Below are 22,008 nucleotides of genomic sequence, written 5' to 3' on the forward strand. Positions count from 1 at the left end.
CACTCATGTCCACCCCACGAACCACCAATGACGGCGGAGAGACTGGCCGCCCACCGACGGCCCCACAGGCGGTCGCCACACCGAAGGCGAAGATGAGCCGTCGGCAGAAGGCGAAGATCTCTCGCGGCATCCAATATGGCCTGCTCATCGTCATCGCGGTCGTCGTCGCTCTGATGGCGGACTGGCCCACATTGATCGGCACCTTCGGACGCGTCGACATCGCCGCTGCGATGTTCCCGGAGGTCGTCACCCAAGCGCTGAAGAACACCGTCGTCTTCACCCTCCTCGGATTCGCCCTCGGTCTGGCGATCGCGATCGTGCTCGCACTCATGCGACTGTCATCGGTCGGCGTCTACCGCTGGCTGGCCTTCGTCTACATCGAGTTCTTCCGCGGCCTGCCTGCCCTGGTCGTCTTCCTCGTCATGGGCTTCGGGCTGCCGTTGGCGTTCCCCGGCTTCCAACTGCCCAAGCTCTACATCATCATGATCGCTCTCGCGCTCGTGTCCTCGGCGTACATGGCCGAGACCATCCGTGCTGGCATCCAGGCCGTGCCGAAAGGACAGGTCGAGGCCGCCAGGTCGCTCGGCATGTCGTCCTCTCGCGCGATGTTCACGATCGTCCTGCCTCAGGCGATGCGCATCATCCTGCCGCCGCTGACCAACGAGCTCATCCTCCTGACGAAGGACTCCTCGCTGGCCTACATCCTCGGCTCCTCGGTCGACGGCCGTGAGCTCACTGCGCTGGCCCGGGCGGAGATCGTCAACACCGCGAATCTCACGCCGTTCATCGTCGTCGCCCTGTGCTACCTCATCATCACGATCCCGCTGTCGTATCTGTCGCGGGTCCTCGAACGCAAGTACGGTTCCGCCGAAGCAGGAGTGAAGTAATGACCGAGACCACCACCGCACCGGACTCCGGAACCCCGCTCATCGCGATCAGGAACCTGAAGAAGAGCTTCGGTTCCAATCAGGTGCTCACCGACATCAACCTCGACGTCCGCAAGGGTGAAGTCGTCTGCGTCATCGGGCCGTCCGGCTCCGGCAAATCGACGATGCTGCGGTGCATCAACGTCCTCGAAACCCCCTCGGGCGGTTCGATCGTCGTCGACGGCATGGACATGACCGATCTCGACCTCGACATCGACGCCGCTCGCACCCGCATCGGCATGGTCTTCCAGAGCTTCAACCTCTTCGGCCACCTCACCGTGCGCGAGAATCTCACGGTCGCTCAGATCAAGGTCCTGGGCCGATCCAAGGAAGAGGCGAACCACACCGCCGAGGCGAATCTCGACAAAGTGGGGCTGTCGGAGAAGATCGACGCCAAGCCCGGCTCCCTCTCCGGCGGCCAGCAGCAGCGCGTGGCGATCGCCCGTGCGCTGAGCATGGACCCCGACGTCATGCTCTTCGACGAGCCCACCTCGGCGCTCGATCCCGAGACCGTGGGAGACGTCCTCCAGGTCATGCGCTCCCTCGCCGAGGCGGGGATGACGATGGTCGTCGTCACCCACGAGATGGAGTTCGCCCGGCAGGTCGCCGACCGCGTGGTCTTCATGGACGGCGGAGTCGTCGTCGAGGAGGGGCCGGCCAAGGACGTCATCGGCAACCCGAAGGAGGAGCGGACGCAGAACTTCCTCGCCCGAGTGCTCCACCCCGGCCAGCTGGGCTAAGGCTGGTTCATTTCGAAATCGGCACGGTTTGCTTTGAAAAGCCCGGGTTGCGCCCGGTGCTTTTCAAAGCAAACCGTGCCTGATCATGCCTTCTCGATCACCCCCGTGCGCCCCTACTGCTCCCGGGGGAGGATGACCCGGTAACCCAGCCGCGCGTCGTAGCCGTGGATCTCCCGGGTGTCGAGGGCGGACATGAAGTCGAGCACCTCGGCGGTGATGATCTGACCGGGCACGAGCACCGGGAAGCCCGGCGGGTACGGGGTGACGAAACCGGCTGAGACCGGCTTGCCGCCTGCCTCGAGCCGGCGCCGCAGCTCATGCGGCAGGACGTGCTCGATGCAGGACCGACGCAGGCCCGCGTAGTAGGCGCTGCGCAGGTCGCCGTCGGGCAGTTGGCGCGTGGGATCGGCGACCGGCACCTCGGCGGCGTATTCGGGGGCGAAGGCGCTGAAGTCGGGCAGCGGGGGCATGATCGCCTCCGGCCGGGCATCCAGCGCGGGACGCGAGTCGTTGAACTTGCCGGCCAGCTTGACCAGCACCTCGATGAGGTAGGCGACGGCTGAGCGCGAGGTGCCGATGTTCGTCATGAACAGCACGGTGTTGCGGCTCGTCTTGTTGACCTGGATGCCGTACCGGTCCATCAGGTGCTCGTGCTTGAACGTGTCGCCGTCGACGCCGGTGCCGCTGATCTCGATGGTGATGCGGCTTGGGTCGACCACGAATTCGTCCTTCGTCCAGGCCTCCCAGAACGTCGCCATGCCGTCGCGCAGAGGCATCGTCCGAGTCGTCGTCCGGTACTCGGCGGGGATGAGATCCCTGGCGGTGAGCACTCGGAACGTCTTCTTCAGCAGCGGGTGCCGAGCCACGGCCGACGACAGGCTGGTGGCGAGGTCGAGCTGCTTCTGGACCAGGGCGAAGCCCTCCATCTCGACCTGCCGACGGCCCAGGTCCAGCGAGGCGAGGATCTGGTAGTTCGGCGAGGTCGAGGTGTGGGTCATGTACGCCTCGTGGAAGGCATCCTCGGCGCCGTAGTTGAAGTCCTGGTCGTAGACGTGGATCATCGATCCCTGCCGCAGCGCGGTCAGCGTCTTGTGCGTGGACTGGGTGGCGTAGACCCGGATTCGCGCCGTCGGCGGCGGCAGCAGGGTCTCGGACAGCCACACCTCGTCGGGTGCGGGTGCGCCGGTCTCGGGGTCGAACAGGCGCTTCTGCTGCTGCCGGTACGCGGCCTCGTGGGCGTTGGACTTGAGCGTCTCCTCGAGGCGCTCGGCGGCGACCATGGCGGTGCGCTTGCGGGTGACCGGGTGGAACCGGGCGAACGCGAACCAGGCCTCGTCCCAGAGGAAGACGAGGTCGGGCTTGATCGCCAGGCACTCCGACATCACCCTGAGCGGGTCGTAGACGATGCCGTCGAAGGTGCAGTTCGTCAGGGTGATCATCCGCACCTCGTCGAGGCGACCGGCGGCCCGGTAGTCGAGGAGCAGCTGCTTGATCCGATTCAGCGGCACCGCACCGTAGAAGGCGACGTTGTTGAGCGGGTAGGCCTCGAGGTACGCGGTGCGGGCCCCGGTGAGCATGAGCGCGTGATGGTGGGACTTGTGACAGTTGCGGTCGACCATGACGACCTCGTCGGGCGAGACGACGGCCTGGTGGACGATCTTGTTCGCCGTCGACGTCCCGTTCGTGACGAAGTACGTGCGCTTGGCACCGAAGGCGCGAGCCGCCAGGGACTGAGCCTTCTTCAGCGTCCGCACGGGGGCGAGCAGCGAGTCGAGCTCTCCCGAGGTGGCGCTGGTCTCGGCCAGCAGCAGGTTGAGCCCGTAGAAGTCGACGAAGTCGCTGATCCACTTCGACCCGACGACGGACCCACCACGCGAGACGGGCAGGGCGTGGAAGACGCCGGCCGGGCGGCGGGCGTGCTCCTGGATTGCGGCGAAGAACGGGGTGTCGTAGAGGTGGCCGATCCGGCGGAGCAGGGACAGATGGAGCTCGAACTGGTCCTCGCGGCGGAACACGCGGCGGAACCGATGGGTGAGCGCTCCGGCCAGGCTCTCGATGTGGGCACCGGCCATCAGGTAGAGGTCGAGCTCGGGACGCAGCCCGGCCAGGGTGTCCGCCAGGCGCAGCACCCGCCGCACCGAGTTGAGCGGGCTCATCGGCGTCGTCGGTGAACTGGTCGTGCCCTCGTGGGCCATCGAGACGGCGGCGCGGAGGTCGCGGCTGAGCACCTGCCGGGTCCGGTCGGTGAAGCCGGGACGGATCACGCAGGCGAGCAGGTTCGGGTTCGTCAGCGCCGCGACCACGGCGTCATCGGCGGTGGGGACGATGACGTAGTCGTAGATGAACAGGTCGGAGGGGCTGCGCAGCTTGAGCAGGTCGGAGTGGAGCTCATCGCGTCCGGCGTCGGTGGTCTCGTCGACGATGAGGACTTCGAAGCGCGGGCGCGGGTCCTGCCGGTCGCGGTGCTCGGCCTGCTCCTCTTCGGTGAGCACGTCCTCCTTGACGTCGGGGACGGTGGTGCCGCGCAGCCGGTTGACGGCGCGGGTGATCATGTCGTGGGCCTTGTCGAACTCGCCGTCGGCCAGCAGCTCCGCAATGTCCTCGACGTAGCGTTGGCCGAAGCCTGCCCAGTACAGCTCGATCGTCTTCAGTGCGCGCAGCGACCGCCACACCTCGCCGTCGGCGGCGATGAAGGAGAAGTCCCCGCCGGACAGTGCGAGTCGTTTGACCGCGAACTTCAGGTACTCCCAGGCGTCCGAGCGCAGGCGCCACGTGCTGGCCGGCATCCCCGGATCCCGTTCGAGCTTGGCCGTCTGCGGATGGGAGCGGAAGCTCGAGTCCAAGCGGGTTCGCGATGAGCCTCCCGCAACGGATGGGCCGGGCATGAAGAGTGCCCGCTCGGAGTGGTCGTCGGCGTCGATGCCCGTCATATGAGCCCCCTGGCTTTGATGTTGCGAACGGTCCAGGGACCCGAAGCGAACGACCCCAGGATCCGTTGTGCACAGTTCATTGTGCACAGATCATACGGCGTAGTGAGATCGAATGCGCAATGCTCCGCCCACTTGAGACAAAAGAATGATAAGCATGAAGCATGGACAGAACCGAGCAGATTTCGGCACCGTCGCCGACCTCCCGTTCCGCCGTCTCCCACCGGTCGCCAGCTGCCTTGTCGTCGTCCGCCGCCGCACCCGGGCTCGCCGAGACACCATCCATCGGAGGCTCCCCGTCCTTCGATTCCGACAGGGCGGACGATAGGTATGCGTCCGAGGTGCGCTCGGCCGGCCATCTCATCGTCGCCGAGCTCGAGGCCCACGGCGTCCAACGCGTCTACCTCGTCCCCGGCGAGTCCTATCTCAACGTGATCGACGGACTGCATGACTCGACGGTCGAACCGATCGTCTGCCGCCAGGAGGGCGGCGTGTCCTACATGGCCGTGGCCGAGGGCCGGATGACCGGAGTCCCGGGCATCGCGATGGTCACCCGCGGTCCCGGCGCCTCCAATGTCATGGTCGGCGTCCACACCGCCTACCAGGACGCCACCCCGATGGTCGTCTTCGTCGGCCTCATCCCCACCGAACAGCGCGGACGGGAGGCCTTCCAGGAATTCGACCTCGCCGGATGGTTCTCCACGACGACGAAGAAGGTCCTCGTCCTCGATGACCCCGACAAGGCCGCCGAGGTGGTCGCCGACGCCATGCACACCGCCGTGTCCGGCCGGCCGGGTCCCGTCGTCGTCGGTCTCCCTGAGGAGATCCTCGTCCAGCCCACCGCCGGTGAGGTCCTGCCGCCGCGAGCCGTCGGCATCCCCGAGGCGAGCGCGGGCGCGATCGTCGAACTGGAGGCGCGGATCAACGCCGCCGACCGCCCGGTGCTCATCGTGGGCGGGGAGGACTGGTCCCCGAGGGCCGCAGCGGTCATCGCCGAGTGGAGCCGGAACATGGGCATGGCCGTGCTCGGGACGTTCCGGGCCTACGACGGCATCGATCATGCTGGCGCCAACTTCACGGGCATCCTCGGGTTCGGGGCGGCACCCGTGGCGAAGCGGGTATTCGACGACGCCGACCTGCACGTCTTCCTCGGCTGTGTGCGCACCGACATCGCCACCGACGGCTTCACGATCGGCACCACCCAGCCCACCGTCGTCGTCGGGCCCGACCCTGACGCCCAGGGTCACTACGGCCGGCTCGATCAGCACATCGTCACCACAGTCCGGGCGTTGGCCAGGAAGCTCCATGAGACCCACGGACCTCACGAGAGCCCTGGCGAGAGCACGTACACCGTCGGCGCCGACGGCTCCATCGTCGACCCGGGCGAAGGCGATGATGCGAGGCGCGAGTCCGCGAGCGCCGCGACGGGGCAGCCCGGGGCTGCAAGAATCCTCGCGGCGGAGGAGCCACAGGACCTTCCCGAGTGGATCCGCGAGGCGCGCGCCGAGTTCCAGGATTGGCGCATCCCCCGCGTCCCCGCCGACTCTGCAAGCACCTCGGCGAACTCGGCTGCCGCGGGCTCCGCCACGGCGAACTCGATGGACACGGGCATCATCTCGGCGAACAGCGGTTCGGACGGGTACGTCGACATGGACGAAGCATTCGTCCATGTCAGGGAGCTGTTGCCCGGGGACGCGATCATCACCTACGGGGCGGGGAACTATGCCGGTTGGGCGACGCGGTTCCTGCCGACGCACTCGTTCCCCTCGGCGCTGGGGCCGCGCAACGGATCGATGGGATTCGGAATTCCCGCGGCCGTCGCCGCAGGCCTCGTCCACCCCGAGCGGACGATCTTCTCGATCGCCGGCGACGGCTGCTTCCTCATGAACGGCCAGGAGCTCGCCACCGCGGTGCAGTACGGCGTCAACCTCACGGTCGTCGTCAACGACAACTCGGTCTACGGCACGATTCGCGGTCATCAGGACCGCGACTACCCGGGACGAGCGGTCGGCACCGCGCTGCAGAACCCCGACTTCGCAGCACTGGCCACCGCATACGGGGGCCTGGGGCTGCGGGTCGAACGCACCGAGGACTTCCGCGCCGCCTTCGCCGCCGCACTCGCGCACGAGGGCCTGGCTCTCGTCCACTGCATCACCGATCCCGCCGTCCGCAGCGCACGGCTGTGACAATGCGTCACGCTGTGACAGTGCGTCCGGGTTGAGACCCCCTCCCCCCGTCACCCGAAGGAACCCATGAGAATCGACGCGATCTTCACCGATCTCGACGCCCACACCCTCGACCCCAACCGTCCCCGAGCCACCCGCATCGGTGTCTTCGGCGGGCGGATCATCGGCTTCGACGAGGAGCTCGACGGCATCGACGCTGATCGGGTGGAGTCCCTCGGCGGGGCGACGGTGCTGCCGGGCTTCCATGACGCCCACTGCCACACGACCTGGTTCGGCCTCACGCTGGCCTCGGTCGACGTGACGAACCTGCCCGGCGGCCTCCCCGACGTCTACGCAGCCCTTGAGCGTGCGGCCGCCACGACTCCGCCCGGCGAGTGGATCAACGCCACCGGATTCGCCCACCGTGACTACGGCGGACAGTACCCCGAGCTCGCCCGCCTCGATGCGATCACCGGCGACCGGCCCCTGTTCATGCGCCAGACTTCGGGGCACGCCGCGATCGTCAACACCGAGGCGCTGCACCGCGCCGGGATCCTCGACCCGGACTTCGCCGAGCCGATCGGCGGCAAGGTCGTGCGCGACGCCGCGGGCCGCCCGACCGGTCTGCTCGAGGAGACCGCGCAGGAGCTCGTCCAGAACCTCATCCGCCCGTACTCCCTCGACACGATCGTCGAGGCGCTCGACCTCGCGACAGCCCGCTACGCGCAGGAGGGCATCACCTCGTTCGGCGAATGCGGCATCGCCTACGGCTGGATCGGCCACTCCCCCATCGAGATCAGCGCCTACCTCCGTGCCCGCGAGCAGGGGAAGCTGCGCGCCCGGGCCCAGTTGATGCCGCAGGCCGACGGGCTCCACGAGATCGCGGCCAATCCCGCCGACGGGTTCGGCATCGGTCTCGACGCGGGACTGTGCACCGGGCTCGGCGACGATCTGATCTCCCTCGGGCCGGTGAAGTTCTTCATGGACGGGGCGCTGAGCGGGGAGACCGCGGCGCTGCGGGAGAATTACACCGGCAAGGACCATCCCGGCTACCTCCAGGACGACGCCGAGGCGCTGCGTCGCCGGATCCTCGACACCTATGCCTCGGGCTGGTCGGTGGCGGTGCACGCGATCGGCGACGCCGCCGTCGATGCTGCCGTCGCCACCATCGTCGAGGCGCAGACCCGTCACGGCAGGCGTGCGGTGCCCAACCGGATCGAGCACGCCGCGCTCGTCCACGACGAGCACCTGGCCACTCTCGCCGAGCACGGCATCGCCGTCACCCCGCAGTCGGCCTTCGCCGAAGGCATCGGCGACGGGATGAATGCCTCGGTCGGCCCGGAGCGCCGGCGGCTGCTCTACCGAGCGAAGTCCTTCGTCGATGCCGGGGTGCTGCTCGCCGGCAGCTCTGACCGCCCATGCGCCGACGGCAATGCGCTGCGCGGAATCGAGGCGTTCGTGACCCGCAGCACCCGCGGCGGCGACGTCATGGGCTCGGCCGCCGAATGCCTGAGCCCCGCTGAGGCGATCGCCGCCTACACCTCCGTGGCGGCGACCGCCTCAGGGCAGGGTGGGGACAAAGGAACGCTGTCGCGGGGGAAGCTCGCCGACTTCGTGGCCCTCGATGCCCACCCCGCCGAGGTGGCCGCGATCGAGATCTCGCAGATCCCCGTCCGCGCGACCGTCCTCGGCGGAGAGTTCACCCACGACGCCCGGTGAGGGTCCCCGTCGCCTCAGCGGCTGAAGTCGAGGTCGGTGAGCACCTTCTCGGTGACGCCCAGGCCCTTCTCGAGATCCTCTTCGCTGATGTTGATCGGCGGCACCACGTGGATCCGGTTGAAGTTGGAGAACGGGATGACGCCGTGCTCCTTCATCTGCCCGACGACGGAGGCGAGCTCGGGTGAGCTGCCGCCGTAGGGAGCCAGCGGCTCACGGGTCTCCTTGTCCCAGACGAGCTCGACGGCCCAGAACATGCCGACCCCTCGCACCTCGCCGACGTGCTTGGACTTCTCCGCGATCTCGCGCAGCCGCGGACCCACGATCTCCTCGCCGAGGCGGGCCGCGTGCTCGATCATGCCCTCTTCCTCCATGGCCTTCATGGTGGCGACGGCGGCGGCACAGGCAAGCGGGTGCCCGGAGTACGTGAGTCCGCCCGGGTAGGGCCTCTGGGCGAACGTGTCGTAGATGGCGTCGCTCATGATCACTCCGCCCAGCGGCACATACCCGGAGTTGACGCCCTTGGCGAACGTGACGAGGTCGGGCACGACGTCGAAGTGGTCGAATGCGAACCAGCGGCCGGTACGGCCGAACCCGGCCATCACCTCGTCGGCGATGTACATGATGTCGTACTTGTCGCACAGGGCCCGCACGCCCTGCAGGTATTCCTTCGAGGGGACCATGATCCCGGCCGTGCCGGGGATCGTTTCGAGGACGATAGCGGCGATGGTCGGCGGACCTTCGAGTTCGATGGTGCGCTCGAGGTGGCGCAGCGCCCGCTCGGTCTCCTCCGCCTCGGTGGTGGCGTTGAACTCGGACCGGTAGAGGAAAGGGCCGAAGAAGTGGACGACGCCCGAGTCGCCGAGGTCGTTGGCCCAGCGGCGGGGGTCGCCGGTCACGTTGATGGCCGTCTGCGTCCCACCGTGGTACGAGCGGTAGCGGGAGAGGACCTTGTGCTTGCCGGTGTGCAACCGGGCCATCCGGATCGCGTGTTCGTTGGCGTCGGCTCCGCCGTTGGTGAAGAACACGTGGTCGAGGCCGGCGGGAGTCCGGTCGGTGATGAGCCGGGCGGCCTCGGAGCGGGCGGCGTTGACGTGGGCAGGACTGATCGTGCACAGCAGGTCCGCCTGATCCTTGATCGCCTGGACGACCTTCGGGTGCTGGTGGCCGATGTTCGTGTTGACGAGCTGGGAGGAGAAGTCGAGGAACGGCTGCCCCTGCCCGTCGTAGACATAGGAGCCCTGGGCGCGGGAGACCGTCATCGGGTCGAGCTTCTGCTGCGCCGACCAGGAATGGAAGACATGGGCCCGGTCGAGTTCGTAGGCTCGTGCGGATTCGTCCTTGATCGCTGCGATCTCGGCATCACTGAGGTGGTGCATGTCCGGCCATCCTTTCGCCAGCTGAGAGATGATCGAGGGGCGCTCTCTGCGCCTCTTCGCTCATCGTACGCCAGCGGCGACCACCTGTGACCAGGACCGGAACCGGCCCGAGGTCCACCCTGCGATCTGAGCCGGGACCGGCTGCATCCGGAACCCGGTTCGATAGGCTGAGAGCATGCCGTATCGGACCATCACAGACGCAGCCGAGGCCGAGATCGAGATCAAGAGGTCGCGCTTCATCGGCTTCGTCGCCCCGGTCGGAACCGAGGAAGAGGCGCGCGAGGTCATCGCCGCCCGTCGATCCGCTCATCCCAAGGCCCGCCACCACTGCACGGCATTCGTCCTCGATCCCGATTCCCGCACTCGCCGGTTCAGCGACGATGGTGAGCCCGCGGGAACCGCCGGCGCCCCGATCCTCGACGTCCTCACCGGCCACGAACTGACCTTCGTCGTCGCAGTCGTGACCCGGTATTTCGGGGGAACCCTGCTCGGTGCGGGTGGGCTGGTGCGCGCCTACGGTCAGGCCGCCTCGGCGGCGGTGGACCTGGTCCGCATCGTCACGCGGCATGAGCGCGTCCCGGTCACGGCACCACTGGACTACGCCCAGGCCAATGCCGTGGAACGAGCGGCCGGGAACCGGGGATGGACGTGCCGCGCGGAGTACGGCGCTCAGGTGACCGTGGACGTGCTGGTGCCCGTCGCCGAGGTGGACGCGGCGCTGGCGATGCTCGCCGACCTCACCGCGGGCCGGGCTGAGCCGACCGTCGGCGACGTCGAATGGTGCTGACGGTCAGTGAACCGTGCTGACCGTCGGCGACGTCGAATGGTGCAGGTGGTCAGCGCTCGGTGCTGACGGTCAGTCGAGGGCGGCGATCTTCGCGACCTGCGCGTTGGTGAGCATGACGAGGTCCTCGGGACGGATCTCGATCTCGAGGCCACGGCGACCGGCGGAGACGAAGACGGAGGAATGCTCCAGCGCGGTGCGGTCGATGACGACCGGGACGGCATGGCGCTGACCGAACGGGGAGACGCCGCCGACCGGGTATCCGGTCCGACGCTCGGTTTCGGCGACGCCTGCCAGCTGGGCCTTCTTCGCATTGCGAGCGGAGGCCAGGGCTTTGAGGTCGAGTTGCCCGGAGACGGGGACGAGCGCGGTCACCGGAGATCCGTCGACCTGGATCATGAGGGTCTTGAAGACCCGGTCGGAGCCGACGCCGAGCTTGTCCGCTGCCTCGGAACCATAGCGTCGAGTACTGGGATCATGCTCGAAGCTGCGCAGGGAGTAGTCGATCCCCGCCAGGTTGAGAACACGCACCGCCGGGGTTGCTGCGCTGGTCGTTCTGGATGCGACTGTCATATAGGGGTCGTGCCTCCTGCCCGTACTCGGCCGACACGCTTCGTGCCGCGATGCAGAGTCTGCGTGAGCTTCGATACGGACGGAATGTAGTTTCGAATGCTCTGGATATGTAGCCACAATAGGCGAAATGCGCGGGCCAACGCCAATCTCTGCGCTGAATGGCGACCGTTCGGTAATGCCTCAGATAAGGACCTCGCCGAGGTGGGCCGCCGTCAGCGGGCACGAACACCGGGCGAGCGCACCCGGCGACGTCCGCCCAGGTCGCACCGCCGCCGGTCGCGGGAAGAGGCAGAACGGCCGACCGGCCGGAGCACGAACCCTGCCCCCGCGCACACACCGGATCCGGCTTCGCCCGTGGCCGAAGCGGCTCGACAGGGCGGACAGTCGACTTGCCGAATGGACAGCAGCCGCCGGGGTGGGGTCAGCCCCAGCCGATCTCGTGGAGCCGGTCGTCGTCGATTCCGTAGAAGTGCGCAATCTCGTGCACGATCGTTACGACGATCTCCTGCCTGAGATGATCCCGGTCCTCGGCGAAGGCGATGAGATTGTTGCGGTAGAGGAAGATCGTGTCCGGCATCTCCAGGCCGAGCTGACCCCGCTCACCCATGGGCGTGCCTTCATACAGTCCCAGCAGAGAAGTGCTGCCGTCCTCGGGCTCGTCCTCGACGAAGAGAGCGACGTTGTCGAGTTCATCCGTGACGCCCGCGGGAAGTTCGTCCAGAGCCTCATCGAGGATCGACTCGAACTCTTCTTCACTCAGGTGCTCCATATCTCAACCCTATCCGCCCACTTCCGCACCACCTCGGCGGAGGCCCTTCGGTGCGGGTTTCGCACTGTGAGGCGGGACACTGGTTTTCGCTTTGCATTCACCGAAATGATTGGGATAAGCTTAACGTCGTTGCCCAGGGAGGACCCGGGGAACCGAAGGCCCCCATCGTCTAGTGGCCTAGGACACCGCCCTTTCACGGCGGCGACACGGGTTCGAATCCCGTTGGGGGTACGATACAGGATCGAGAGATCATGGATCACAAGCAAGGCCCTGTAGCGCAGTTGGTTAGCGCGCCGCCCTGTCACGGCGGAGGTCGCGGGTTCGAGTCCCGTCAGGGTCGCGGAGCACAAGGCTCTTCCTCGGAAGAGCCTTTGTTTCTCCCGACTCGTCTTGACGAGTCAACAGGCAAGGCTCTGTAGCTCAGTTGGTAGAGCGTTCGACTGAAAATCGAAAGGTCACCGGATCGACGCCGGTCGGAGCCACCAGATGGGAACCCTCGGATTGCCGAGGGTTCCTCTCGTTCGCAGGACTTCCCGTCCTCTGCGGTCAATGCCAGTCATTGTCGTGGTCGCCGGGACGGCTCTGCGATGCCAGGCCCTGTAGCGCAGTTGGTTAGCGCGCCGCCCTGTCACGGCGGAGGTCGCGGGTTCGAGTCCCGTCAGGGTCGCAGTTGACAAAGGTCCTTCTTCGGAGGGGCCTTTCTCTGTCTCACGCCCCAACTCCCCGCTGCCCCACATAGTCGCGCCGGCCCCGGTCAGAGGAGGGGCACTCGCGGCGAAGTCGGGCCGTCGCGCCAGGGGCTGCCGGTTCGCCGGACTCGGAACTGCGGCATCAAGGACTTCTGTCCGGAACCGTCCCCACGTGCAACAATGAGGATCCGACCACGGCCGGCCTGAGGTCGGCACCGACCGATGACAGTTGAGGAGCGATCATGACCGAGAACCCCATGGACCCGATGGACGTGCAGGGCGATCCCGACGTCGAGGAGCCCTACATCGAACCCGGCGCCGAAGGACCTGTCGGAACCGGAATCGAAGGCGCCGACGACGCGCTCCTCGAAGACACGGACTCGGCCGAGGGTGATCCCGAGCTGATCGACGACAACGCGGCTGGAATCCCGGACGAATTCTCCGTGGATGAATCGGCTGCTGCCGAGCAGGGCAATCGGGACGGCGACGAGATGGTCTCCGACGGCGATGACGATGCCGAGGTGGCCGAACTCGCCGGCGACGATCTCGATGTCGATGCCCTGGCCGACGACGACATCGAGGACGTCGACGTCATCGACGGCATGCCGCAGGTCATCGACGACGAGTACTGATCCACTCCCCCGCTGCTCGCAGAATCATGTGAGCGCGCGGCTGACGACCCTCCGAGGACCCTCACCTGGCGTGGGGGTCCTCGTCCGTTCCAGCTCCGACTAGCGGAATCCGCTCACGCAGGTGCCAGACTGCCGACTCTCTGCACGCAGGGGGCGCGTCAAGAATTTCTTGACACGCCCTCGACTGTCAACATATTCTTGACACATGACTTCATTCACGTTCTACGGAATCACCGAAGACCGCCCGTCCGCCCGTTGGAAGGCCCTGTTCGACAGCGTGTGGCCCGCTTACCGTGCCTGGTACCTGCGCGACGGCGACCAAGCTCGACCCGACCTGCGGACCGCAGAGAGCAGGCTTCGCGAGCACATGCCCGAGCTGGTCCCCACCTGGCAACGACTCGTCGACCTCGCCGGTGGGGATGAGACGGCCGCGAGAATGCTCACGCTCTGGAACCCGCCCCGCTTCCTGCCGGGCTGCTCCCAAGTCGCCCTCCGCGCACCGGAACCCGCGCTGCTGCGCAACTATGACTACGGCCTCGAACTGTTCGAGTGTGTTCACAGTTCGACCCGTTACGGCTCCCGCCGGGTCATCGGCACCTCGGACTGCCTCTGGGGGCTCCTCGATGGAATGAACGACGACGGCCTGGCCGTGTCGCTCGCCTTCGGCGGTCGGCCCGGTGACGGCGACGGATTCGCCGCTCCCCTGGTCGTGCGCTTCCTCCTCGAGGTAGCGGGAGATGTCCCCGAAGCACTGCGCCGGCTCGAGACGATACCGGTCTCGATGTACTACAACCTCACGATGGTCGATGCGAAGGGGACGGCCGTGACCGCCTACGTCGGTCCCGGAATGGCACCGGAAGTCACCGAGGACCCCATCGCGACGAATCACCGTGGGCGCCAACCCGAATTCCCCGATCACGCCCGGCGCTTTCGCAGCGTCGAACGGCAGGATCTGCTCACCGGCGCCGTGGATCAGGGTGGCGACGTGGAAGAGATCGCCGAGGCGATGCTGGGTCAGGGGGTCTTCAGCGGCGACTACGACAACGCCTTCGGCACCCTGTACACTGCCGTCTACCGGCCCCTGCGCGGCGAGGTCGAATACCGGTGGCGCTCCCGCAGCTGGACCCGAACCTTCACTTCTACCGAGGAGATGATCATCGTGACCCTCGACGACCCCACACCCGACCCGGTCGACCTGAGACCGGATCGGGGATCGGCCTCGGACCCCGAGAATCCGGCCACCGAGTCGGCCGGCGCCGAGCCTCCCCGGATCGCCACCGTGGCCGAGCTCTCAGCAACCGCGCGCGGGGCGGTCCGCGACCTCGCACAGTCTCCGGATCCTGCCGCATTCTCGGCGCTCATCGATCTCTCCACCGAGGTCGGCGAGGCGCTCGGCACCAGCGCCCGTCTGCTGGCCGAGCAGAACTCATGGGCACGGGTGGCCGAGATCGCCGATGTCAGCCGGCAGGCCGCATGGCAGCGCTGGCGCTGAACCGTGTGAGGTCGGCCAGTCCTTCGCGTGGTGGAGAGATGCCTCTGTGCTGAGCACCTGAACGCCGTCGTCAGCGGAACGCGGGTTCTCCTGTGATGTGGCGGCCGAGGATGAGAGTGTGGACCTCGTCGGTTCCTTCATAGGTGCGCACGGATTCGAGGTTGTTCGCGTGCCGCAGCGGGGAATGGTCGAGTGTGATCCCGTTGCCGCCGAGCATGGTCCGGGCTTCCCGGCAGATGGCGATGGCCTCCCGGCAGTTGTTGAGCTTGCCCACCGAGATCTGCACGGGGTTCAGGTGGCCCGAGTCCTTGAGCCGACCCGTTCGCTCGGCGATGAGGATGCCCTTCTGGATCTCGAGCGCCATGTTGACCAGCTTCTCCTGGCTGAGCTGGTATCCGGCCAGTGGCTTGTCGAACTGCATCCGCTCCTGCGAGTACGTCAGCGCCACCTCGAAGGCATCGCGGGCAGCGCCCATCGCACCCCACATGATTCCGTACCGGGCTTCGTTGAGGCAGGAGAACGGCCCCTTCAGCCCGGCGGCCTCGGGCAGGATCGCCTCGGCGGGCAGGCTCACCTCGTCGAGGTCGATGTCGCATTGGATCGAAGCGCGCATCGACAGCTTCGGCGCGATGGGGGTCGCGGTGAAACCGGCGCTGTCGGTGGGAACGACGAATCCGCGGATGCCGTCATCGGTAGAGGCCCAGATGATCGCGATGTCCGCGATCGAGGCGAGTCCGATCCACCTCTTCTTCCCCGTCAGCGTCCAGGAGCCATCCGAGTTGCGGCTGGCGGTCGTGGCCATGGAGGACGGATCGGACCCTGCAGTGGGCTCGGTGAGGCCGAAGCAGCCGATGATCTCGCCCTTCGCCATCCCCGGCAGGTAGGTGGTCTTCTGCTCCTCGGAGCCGAACTTATGGATCGCCGACATCGCGAGCGATCCCTGGACGGACACGAAGGTGCGCAGACCGGAGTCGCCGGCTTCGAGTTCGAGGGCGGCGAGTCCGTATTCGACCGCGGAGCGTCCGGGGCAGCCGTATCCGTCGAGGTGCATGCCGAGCAGGCCCAGCTCGCCCATCTCGGGAACGATGTCGACAGGGAAGATCGCGTTCTCGTACCACTCGGCGATGTTCGGACGGATCCGGTTGTCGACGAATTCGCGAACCGTGTCGCGGAACTCGCGCTCGGAGTCCGAGAAGAGTCCGTCGAGGTCGAGGAGGTCGGAGGGGTTGCCGGTGGTGGTCATCGATGGGCTCCTGTCGCAGCGCTCGCGCGCCTATCGGTCATGGTCTGAGAGTCGACTCTGGTCTGAGGGTGAGCTCTGGTCCGAGGCTCAGCTTCCCACTTCCGATCAATGCAAGTCCAATGCCCAATCGTTTAGCTATTATTGGCATATTCTTATCAATTCGACGCCGGCGTGGCCGTCGCCGACGTCAGCTTCACAGGAGAGGAGGCAGGGACCCGTGGATCTGCGTCATTTCTCCGCCTTCACCGCGGTCGCCGAGGAGCTGCACTTCGGTCGTGCGGCCGAGAAGCTCCACATCGCCCAACCGGCACTGAGCCAGATGATCAGGTCCCTGGAGAAGGAGCTGGGCGTGGCGCTGTTCGAGCGCACCACGCGTCGGGTCAGGCTCACTGCGGCCGGGGAGGCGCTCCTCGAACCCTCGCGTTCCATCCAGACGCAGGTGGAGGGCGCCAAGCGCATCGCTCGCGCCGCCCAGCAGGGTGTCGTCGGGCGGGTGCAGTTCGGATTCGGCGGCTCGAGCGGCTATTCCATCCTCTCTCTGCTCGCCCGGGAGGTCGCCTGCCGACAGCCGGGCATCGAACTCGTGCTGCGTCCGTTGACCTACTCCGGCGAGGCGGCGCTGGCCGTGCGCGACGGGCATCTCGACCTCGGCGTCATCAGCCCCCCGGCTCCCGCCGGCATCGACGTCCACGTCATCCGCCAGGAACGCGTCATGGTGGCAGTGCCCTCCGATCACGACTTCGCCGGCCGGGACGAGGTGAGCATCGCCGAGCTGCGCGACGAGCCGTTCATCTCCTACGCCCCCTCCCACGGCTCGCAGGTCAGGGAAGCCCTGATGCGCCTGGCCGACGAGGCCGGATTCCTGCCGCACATCGTCCAGGAGGCACCGGACCCCTACAGCATGCTCGCACTCGTCGGCGCGCAGGTGGGCATCGCCATCGTCGTCGCGTCCTCGGATCACATCCGCATCGACGGCGTCAGCTATGTCCGGCTCACCGAGGGGGCGGACGCGTTCCCGCTCGCGCTCGGTTGGCGACGGAACAACCCGTCCCCCGCACTGAGCCGAGTTCTCGAGATCGTGCGGGAAGTTCTGCCGACGGCCTGATCTGCGCAGAAGTCAGTGCCCTTGTCCTCAATCAGGGACTGGGATAGCGTGAATGAGACTTGAACTGGCCGCGCTCGCTCTCGAAGGTGAAGGACGATGGCACAGAATGTCGCAGAGAAACTGATCAGCTCTCATCTCGAATCCGGTTCGATGACCCCCGGCGAGGAGATCGCCGTTCGGATCGACCACACCCTGACCCAGGATGCGACCGGAACTCTCGTCATGCTCGAGCTCGAGGCCCTCGGCCTCGACCGCGTGCAGACGGAGACCTCCGTGCAGTACGTCGACCACAACCTGCTGCAGACGGACGAGAAGAACTCCGAGGACCATATACTCCTCCGGTCCGCAGCCGCCCGGTTCGGCCTGTGGTACTCCCCCGCCGGAAACGGAGTCTCCCATCCGGTTCATCAATCGCGCTTCGGACGGCCCGGAGTCACCATGGTCGGGTCCGACTCCCATACCTGCGCGGCCGGAGCATTGGGAATGCTCGCCATCGGCGTCGGCGGCCTCGAGGTCGCTACGGCCATGGCCGGCGACCCCCTCTACATCGACATGCCCCAGATCATGGGCGTCGAACTCTCCGGCGAGCTTCCGCCCTGGGTGTCGGCCAAGGACGTCATCCTCGAGATGCTGCGTCGCCATGGGGTCAAGGGCGGCGTCGGGCGCATCATCGAGTACTACGGTGACGGACTGTGGAGTCTCACCGCGATGGACCGCCATGTCATCGCGAACATGGGAGCCGAGCTCGGCGCCACCACCACCGTGTTCCCCGCCGACGAGGAGGTCCGCCGGTACCTCGTCGCCGCCGACCGCGGTGACGACTTCACCGAGCTCGTCGCCGACGAGGGCGCAACCTACGATCTCCACGACTCGATCGATCTCTCGACCCTCGAACCCCTCATCGCCGCCCCTTCGTCTCCGGGCAATGTCCGTCCGGTTCGCGACTGCGCCGGCGAGGAGGTGTTCCAGGTGGTCGTCGGCTCCTCGGCGAATCCCGGCCTGCGCGATTTCGCGATTGTCGCCGAGATCCTCGACGGCGCCCAGGCGCACCAGCAGGTCTCCCTCGACATCAACCCCACCTCCCGCGAGGTTCTCGCCGACCTCATCGCCGGGGGCTGGCTGACGAAGCTCGTCTCATCGGGAGCGCGGATCCATCAGTCCGGCTGCATGGGCTGCATCGGCATGGGCGAGGCACCGGCCAAGGGCCGCAACAGCCTGCGCACCATGCCGCGCAACTTCCCCGGCCGCTCGGGCACCGATGAGGATTCCGTCTGGCTGTGCTCACCCGAGACCGCGGCGGCGGCCGCCCTGACCGGCGAGATCACCGACCCCCGGGACCTGGACGCGGAGTACCCGCGGGTGCGGCTGCCGGAGAGGTTCTCCGCCAACCGCTCCATGCTCATCCCTCCCCTGCCGCCCGACGAGGCGCGCGAGGTGGAATTGATCAAGGGGTCGAACATCTCGTCCCTGCCCGACTTCGACCCCCTCCCCGAGGACATCGACCTGCCCATCGCGCTCAAGGTCGGCGACGACATCTCCACTGACGGGATCCTGCCCGCCGGGTCTCGGGTCCTGCCGTATCGGAGCAACATCCCGAAGATCTCGGAATTCACCTTCACCCAGGTCGACCCCACCTACGCGAAGCGGGCGGCCGCGCTCGAGGGCGGGCACGCGATCGTCGGCGGCGAGAACTACGGTCAGGGCTCGTCCCGTGAGCACGCCGTGATCGCTCCCCGCTACCTGGGGCTGCGCGTGGTCATCGCCAAGTCCATGGCCCGCATCCACTGGCAGAACCTCGCGAACTTCGGCGTCCTGGCCCTGGATTTCGCCGACGGCTCCGACTACGACTCCCTCAGCCAGGGCGATGTCCTCGAGTTCCGCGACCTGCGTGAGCAGCTCGGGAAGTCCCGGAGCATCACCGCCGAGGTGGCCGGTCGTTCCGTCAACTTCCAGCACCGGCTCTCGCCCCGTCAGGTCGAGATGGTCCTCGCCGGCGGCCGTATCGCGAACCGCTGACTGCGAAGGCGACACAAGACCCGCATCGCCGGCGCGGCCACCCTGGCCGCGAACCTGCACCCCGTGCTAATCTGTGCAATGTCACACTTCATACGCCACGGATAGATCGACACAGTCGCCGGCTTCCGTGACGGGCCCCGAGACTGAGCAGAGACGCCAGCCCCGCGAAAGGAACCCTCATGACGGAAAAGAAGCCATGGCACGGAGTCATCGTCGCCACCGCCCTGCCCTTCAAGGACGACTACTCCGTTGACTACGATGCGTTCGCCGCGCACGTCGCCTGGCTGGCGGAGAACGGCTGCGACGGCGTCGCCCCGAACGGATCGCTCGGCGAATACCAGACCCTCAGCGACGAGGAGCGCGCCCAGGTCATCCGGACCGCGGTCGAAGCCAGCCCGAAGGGCTTCACCGTCATGGCGGGAACCGGCGCCTACGGCGCCCTCCAGTCCGCACACTGGGCCGAGCAGGCCGCCGAAGCCGGAGCCACCTCGGTGATGCAGTTGCCTCCGAACACGTACCGGGCCGATCACGCGATCGTCAAGGACCACTACGCCACGGTCGCCAAGGTCGGATTGCCGGTCGTCGGCTACAACAACCCGATCGACACCAAGGTCGATCTGGTGCCTGAGCTCATCGCCGACATCCACGCGGCAGGCAACATGGTCGGCGTCAAGGAGTTCTCCGGGGATCCCCGGCGCATCTACGAGATCAAGGAACTCGCCCCGGACATCGACATCCTCATCGGCACCGATGACACCGTGCTCGAGGTCGGTCTCGCCGGCGCCGTCGGCTGGGTCTCGGGCTATCCGAACGCCATCCCCCAGTCGTGCATCGAGCTCTACACCCTCTGCACGTCCGGCAACCGGTCGGATCTGGACCGGGGCCAGGAGATCTACCGGGACCTCCACTCGCTGCTGCGCTGGGACTCGAAGACCGAATTCGTCCAGGCGATCAAGCTCTCCATGGATATCCTCGGACTCAGGGGCGGCATCTGCCGGCCCCCGCGCCTGCCGCTGTCGCAGGACATCGTCGACCGCATCACCAAGGACACGAAGGCCGCCGCCGCCAAGGGCTACGACAAGTAGACCAGGAGCCGCTGACCGAGAGGCACCCATGCGCACCACCCGCGTCTTCCACGCCGTCGACTCCCACACCGAGGGGATGCCCACCCGGGTCATCACCGGCGGCATGGGGGTGCTCCCCGGTGCCACCATGGCCGAGCGCCGCACCTGGTTCCTGGAGAACTCCGACCATGTCCGCACCCTGCTGATGACCGAGCCCCGCGGCCACTCCGCGATGAGCGGCGCCATCCTGCAGCCACCGACCAGGGTCGACGCTGACTGGGGCGTCCTCTTCATCGAGGTCTCCGGGTGCCTGCCGATGTGCGGCCACGGCACGATCGGCGTCGCCACGGTCCTCGTCGAGACCGGCATGGTCGAGGTCGTCGAACCCGTCACGACGGTGCGCCTCGACACTCCTGCGGGCCTCGTCGTCGCCTCGGTGGCGGTCACCGAGGGGCATGCCGAGTCCGTGACGATCACGAATGTGCCCTCTTTCGTCGACCGCCTCGGCGCCGAGGTGGGCGTCCCCGGATTCGGGGCCGTGACCTATGATCTTGCGTTCGGTGGGAACTTCTATGCGATCGTCGACATCGACTCGCTCGGGATCGAGTTCCGCGACGACCGGGTCAATCGGGCCGAGATCCTCGACGCGGGACTGGCCGTCATGGCGGCGATCAATGGCGATGATGAACCCATTCACCCGCAGCGCGCGGATATTCGCGGCACCCGTCACGTCTCTCTCACGGCGCCGGGTTCCACCGCCCGGAGGTCGCGGCATGCGATGGTCATCCATCCCGGCTGGTTCGACCGCTCCCCCTGCGGAACCGGGACGAGCGCGCGGATGGCCGCGCTCCACGCACGTGGTGAACTCCCCCTGCGCACCGACTTCATCAATGAGTCCTACATCGGTTCGACATTCGTCGGGCGGCTCATCGAGGAGACCACGGTCGCCGGTCGTCCGGCGGTGGTCCCGACCGTGACAGGCCGCGCCTGGGTGACCGGGACAGCCCAGTACTTCCTCGATCCGAGCGACCCCTTCCCCGCCGGATTCCTCGTCTGAGTATTGTGAGGAAGTGACGAAAGGAATTCGACGTGTCAGCTCTCATCCCCCTGGACCGGCCCCGGAACCTGCGCGAGACGGTGCTCGACAAGCTCCGCTCGGCCATCATCACCGGGGAGCTGGCCGAAGGGGAGCTCGTCTCCGCGCCCACTCTCGGTGAGCAGCTGGGAGTCTCGGCCACCCCGGTGCGGGAGGCCATGATGGACCTCTCCCGCGAGGGCCTCGTCGAGACGGTGAAGAACAAGGGGTTCCGGGTCACGACGGTGACGGAGAAGGACCTCGACGACCTCACCGCGATCCGGCTGCTCCTCGAGCCGCCGGTCATGCACCTCGTCGCCGGTCGGATCACCGAGGACGCCGTCTCCGAGCTGGAGACGCTCGCCGACGCCTGCCTCAAGGGCGCGGACGAACAGGACCTCAACGGGTACCTCACGCACGACCGGGACTTCCACGCCCTGATCCTGTCGTTCGCGGGCAATCCGCAGCTGACGGAACTCGCCACGTCGCTGCGCTCACGCACGCGGCTCTACGGCATCGCCGCATTGGCCCGCGAGGGGAAGCTGTCCGCCTCGGCGAAGGAGCACCACGAACTCATCCGCGTGCTGCGGGCGGGAGACGGCGCAACCGCAGAGGCCCTGCTGGCTCGCCACATCGGCCACGCCCGTTCCACTTGGGCCACCGGCGAGGAGGCGGCGGAGAACTGAGACGCGCAGACAGGAATCGCCCCGGCA

General features: G+C 67.2%; 17 protein-coding genes and 4 tRNA genes. 16 read left to right on the top strand and 5 right to left on the bottom strand.

Translation table 11 applies throughout. The features are described from left to right. Positions 1-92 precede the first annotated feature (92 nt). Complete coding sequence (locus tag RIT73_RS09765; protein WP_309131930.1) at positions 93-887, top strand: amino acid ABC transporter permease; 795 nt, start codon at positions 93-95, stop codon at positions 885-887. Beyond that, positions 887-1,666, top strand: coding sequence for an amino acid ABC transporter ATP-binding protein (locus RIT73_RS09770; RefSeq protein WP_309131881.1), 780 nt, complete (start codon positions 887-889; stop codon positions 1,664-1,666). The genes RIT73_RS09765 and RIT73_RS09770 overlap by 1 nt, the downstream gene beginning before the upstream one ends. Positions 1,667-1,779: 113 nt before the next feature. On the opposite strand, the gene RIT73_RS09775 is transcribed toward RIT73_RS09770, so the two are convergent. Beyond that, positions 1,780-4,596 (bottom strand): ornithine decarboxylase, encoded by a 2,817-nt coding sequence (locus tag RIT73_RS09775; protein ID WP_309131882.1) that lies wholly within the window; start codon positions 4,594-4,596, stop codon positions 1,780-1,782. A gap of 161 nt (positions 4,597-4,757) precedes the next feature. Here RIT73_RS09775 and RIT73_RS09780 point away from each other — a divergent pair, with 161 nt between their 5' ends. Then, positions 4,758-6,779, top strand: coding sequence for a thiamine pyrophosphate-dependent enzyme (locus RIT73_RS09780; RefSeq protein WP_309131883.1), 2,022 nt, complete (start codon positions 4,758-4,760; stop codon positions 6,777-6,779). Positions 6,780-6,845: 66 nt separating this feature from the next. Then, positions 6,846-8,477: an amidohydrolase gene (locus tag RIT73_RS09785; RefSeq protein WP_309131884.1), complete on the top strand. Its 1,632-nt coding sequence runs from the start codon at positions 6,846-6,848 to the stop codon at positions 8,475-8,477. A 14-nt stretch (positions 8,478-8,491) separates the two neighbouring features. On the opposite strand, the gene RIT73_RS09790 is transcribed toward RIT73_RS09785, so the two are convergent. Then, positions 8,492-9,853 (bottom strand): aspartate aminotransferase family protein, encoded by a 1,362-nt coding sequence (locus RIT73_RS09790; RefSeq protein WP_309131885.1) that lies wholly within the window; start codon positions 9,851-9,853, stop codon positions 8,492-8,494. A 175-nt stretch (positions 9,854-10,028) separates the two neighbouring features. On the opposite strand from RIT73_RS09790, the gene RIT73_RS09795 reads away from it, so the two are divergent. Beyond that, positions 10,029-10,640 carry a YigZ family protein gene (locus RIT73_RS09795; protein WP_309131886.1) on the top strand — a complete coding sequence of 204 codons (612 nt, stop codon included), beginning with the start codon at positions 10,029-10,031 and terminating at the stop codon, positions 10,638-10,640. Between the two features lie 69 nt (positions 10,641-10,709). Here RIT73_RS09795 and ybaK read toward each other — a convergent pair whose 3' ends face one another. Continuing rightward, positions 10,710-11,210: a Cys-tRNA(Pro) deacylase gene (gene ybaK, locus RIT73_RS09800; protein ID WP_309131887.1), complete on the bottom strand. Its 501-nt coding sequence runs from the start codon at positions 11,208-11,210 to the stop codon at positions 10,710-10,712. A gap of 421 nt (positions 11,211-11,631) precedes the next feature. Then, positions 11,632-11,979: a metallopeptidase family protein gene (locus RIT73_RS09805; protein ID WP_309131888.1), complete on the bottom strand. Its 348-nt coding sequence runs from the start codon at positions 11,977-11,979 to the stop codon at positions 11,632-11,634. 158 nt (positions 11,980-12,137) lie between these two features. On the opposite strand from RIT73_RS09805, the gene RIT73_RS09810 reads away from it, so the two are divergent. The 6 genes from RIT73_RS09810 to RIT73_RS09835 all read left to right on the top strand — a co-directional run bounded on the left by RIT73_RS09810 (position 12,138) and on the right by RIT73_RS09835 (position 14,792). Then, positions 12,138-12,210: transfer RNA gene (locus RIT73_RS09810), tRNA-Glu, on the top strand. Between the two features lie 35 nt (positions 12,211-12,245). Next, positions 12,246-12,319 (top strand) — tRNA-Asp (locus RIT73_RS09815). Between the two features lie 69 nt (positions 12,320-12,388). Further along, positions 12,389-12,464 (top strand) — tRNA-Phe (locus RIT73_RS09820). 108 nt (positions 12,465-12,572) lie between these two features. Further along, a tRNA-Asp gene (locus tag RIT73_RS09825) sits at positions 12,573-12,646 on the top strand. A gap of 264 nt (positions 12,647-12,910) precedes the next feature. Further along, entirely contained in the window at positions 12,911-13,300 is a 390-nt protein-coding gene (locus RIT73_RS09830; protein WP_309131889.1) for a hypothetical protein, read from the top strand. A gap of 205 nt (positions 13,301-13,505) precedes the next feature. After that, complete coding sequence (locus RIT73_RS09835; protein WP_309131890.1) at positions 13,506-14,792, top strand: C45 family peptidase; 1,287 nt, start codon at positions 13,506-13,508, stop codon at positions 14,790-14,792. Positions 14,793-14,862: 70 nt separating this feature from the next. Here RIT73_RS09835 and RIT73_RS09840 read toward each other — a convergent pair whose 3' ends face one another. Then, positions 14,863-16,035 carry an acyl-CoA dehydrogenase family protein gene (locus RIT73_RS09840; protein ID WP_309131891.1) on the bottom strand — a complete coding sequence of 391 codons (1,173 nt, stop codon included), beginning with the start codon at positions 16,033-16,035 and terminating at the stop codon, positions 14,863-14,865. A gap of 217 nt (positions 16,036-16,252) precedes the next feature. On the opposite strand from RIT73_RS09840, the gene RIT73_RS09845 reads away from it, so the two are divergent. The 5 genes from RIT73_RS09845 to RIT73_RS09865 all read left to right on the top strand — a co-directional run bounded on the left by RIT73_RS09845 (position 16,253) and on the right by RIT73_RS09865 (position 21,981). Then, positions 16,253-17,140 carry a LysR substrate-binding domain-containing protein gene (locus RIT73_RS09845; RefSeq protein WP_309131892.1) on the top strand — a complete coding sequence of 296 codons (888 nt, stop codon included), beginning with the start codon at positions 16,253-16,255 and terminating at the stop codon, positions 17,138-17,140. A 96-nt stretch (positions 17,141-17,236) separates the two neighbouring features. Continuing rightward, the gene (locus tag RIT73_RS09850) at positions 17,237-19,156 is read left to right on the top strand and encodes an aconitate hydratase (RefSeq protein ID WP_309131893.1); all 1,920 of its coding nucleotides are present in this window, start codon (positions 17,237-17,239) and stop codon (positions 19,154-19,156) included. A 179-nt stretch (positions 19,157-19,335) separates the two neighbouring features. Beyond that, the gene (locus RIT73_RS09855; RefSeq protein WP_309131894.1) at positions 19,336-20,241 is read left to right on the top strand and encodes a dihydrodipicolinate synthase family protein; all 906 of its coding nucleotides are present in this window, start codon (positions 19,336-19,338) and stop codon (positions 20,239-20,241) included. Between the two features lie 28 nt (positions 20,242-20,269). After that, complete coding sequence (locus tag RIT73_RS09860) at positions 20,270-21,277, top strand: proline racemase family protein (protein WP_309131895.1); 1,008 nt, start codon at positions 20,270-20,272, stop codon at positions 21,275-21,277. A 32-nt stretch (positions 21,278-21,309) separates the two neighbouring features. Then, entirely contained in the window at positions 21,310-21,981 is a 672-nt protein-coding gene (locus tag RIT73_RS09865; RefSeq protein WP_309131896.1) for a GntR family transcriptional regulator, read from the top strand. Positions 21,982-22,008: the final 27 nt, after the last annotated feature.

This window comes from Brevibacterium sp. (assembly GCF_031179145.1).
Taxonomy (GTDB): Bacteria; Actinomycetota; Actinomycetes; order Actinomycetales; family Brevibacteriaceae; genus Brevibacterium.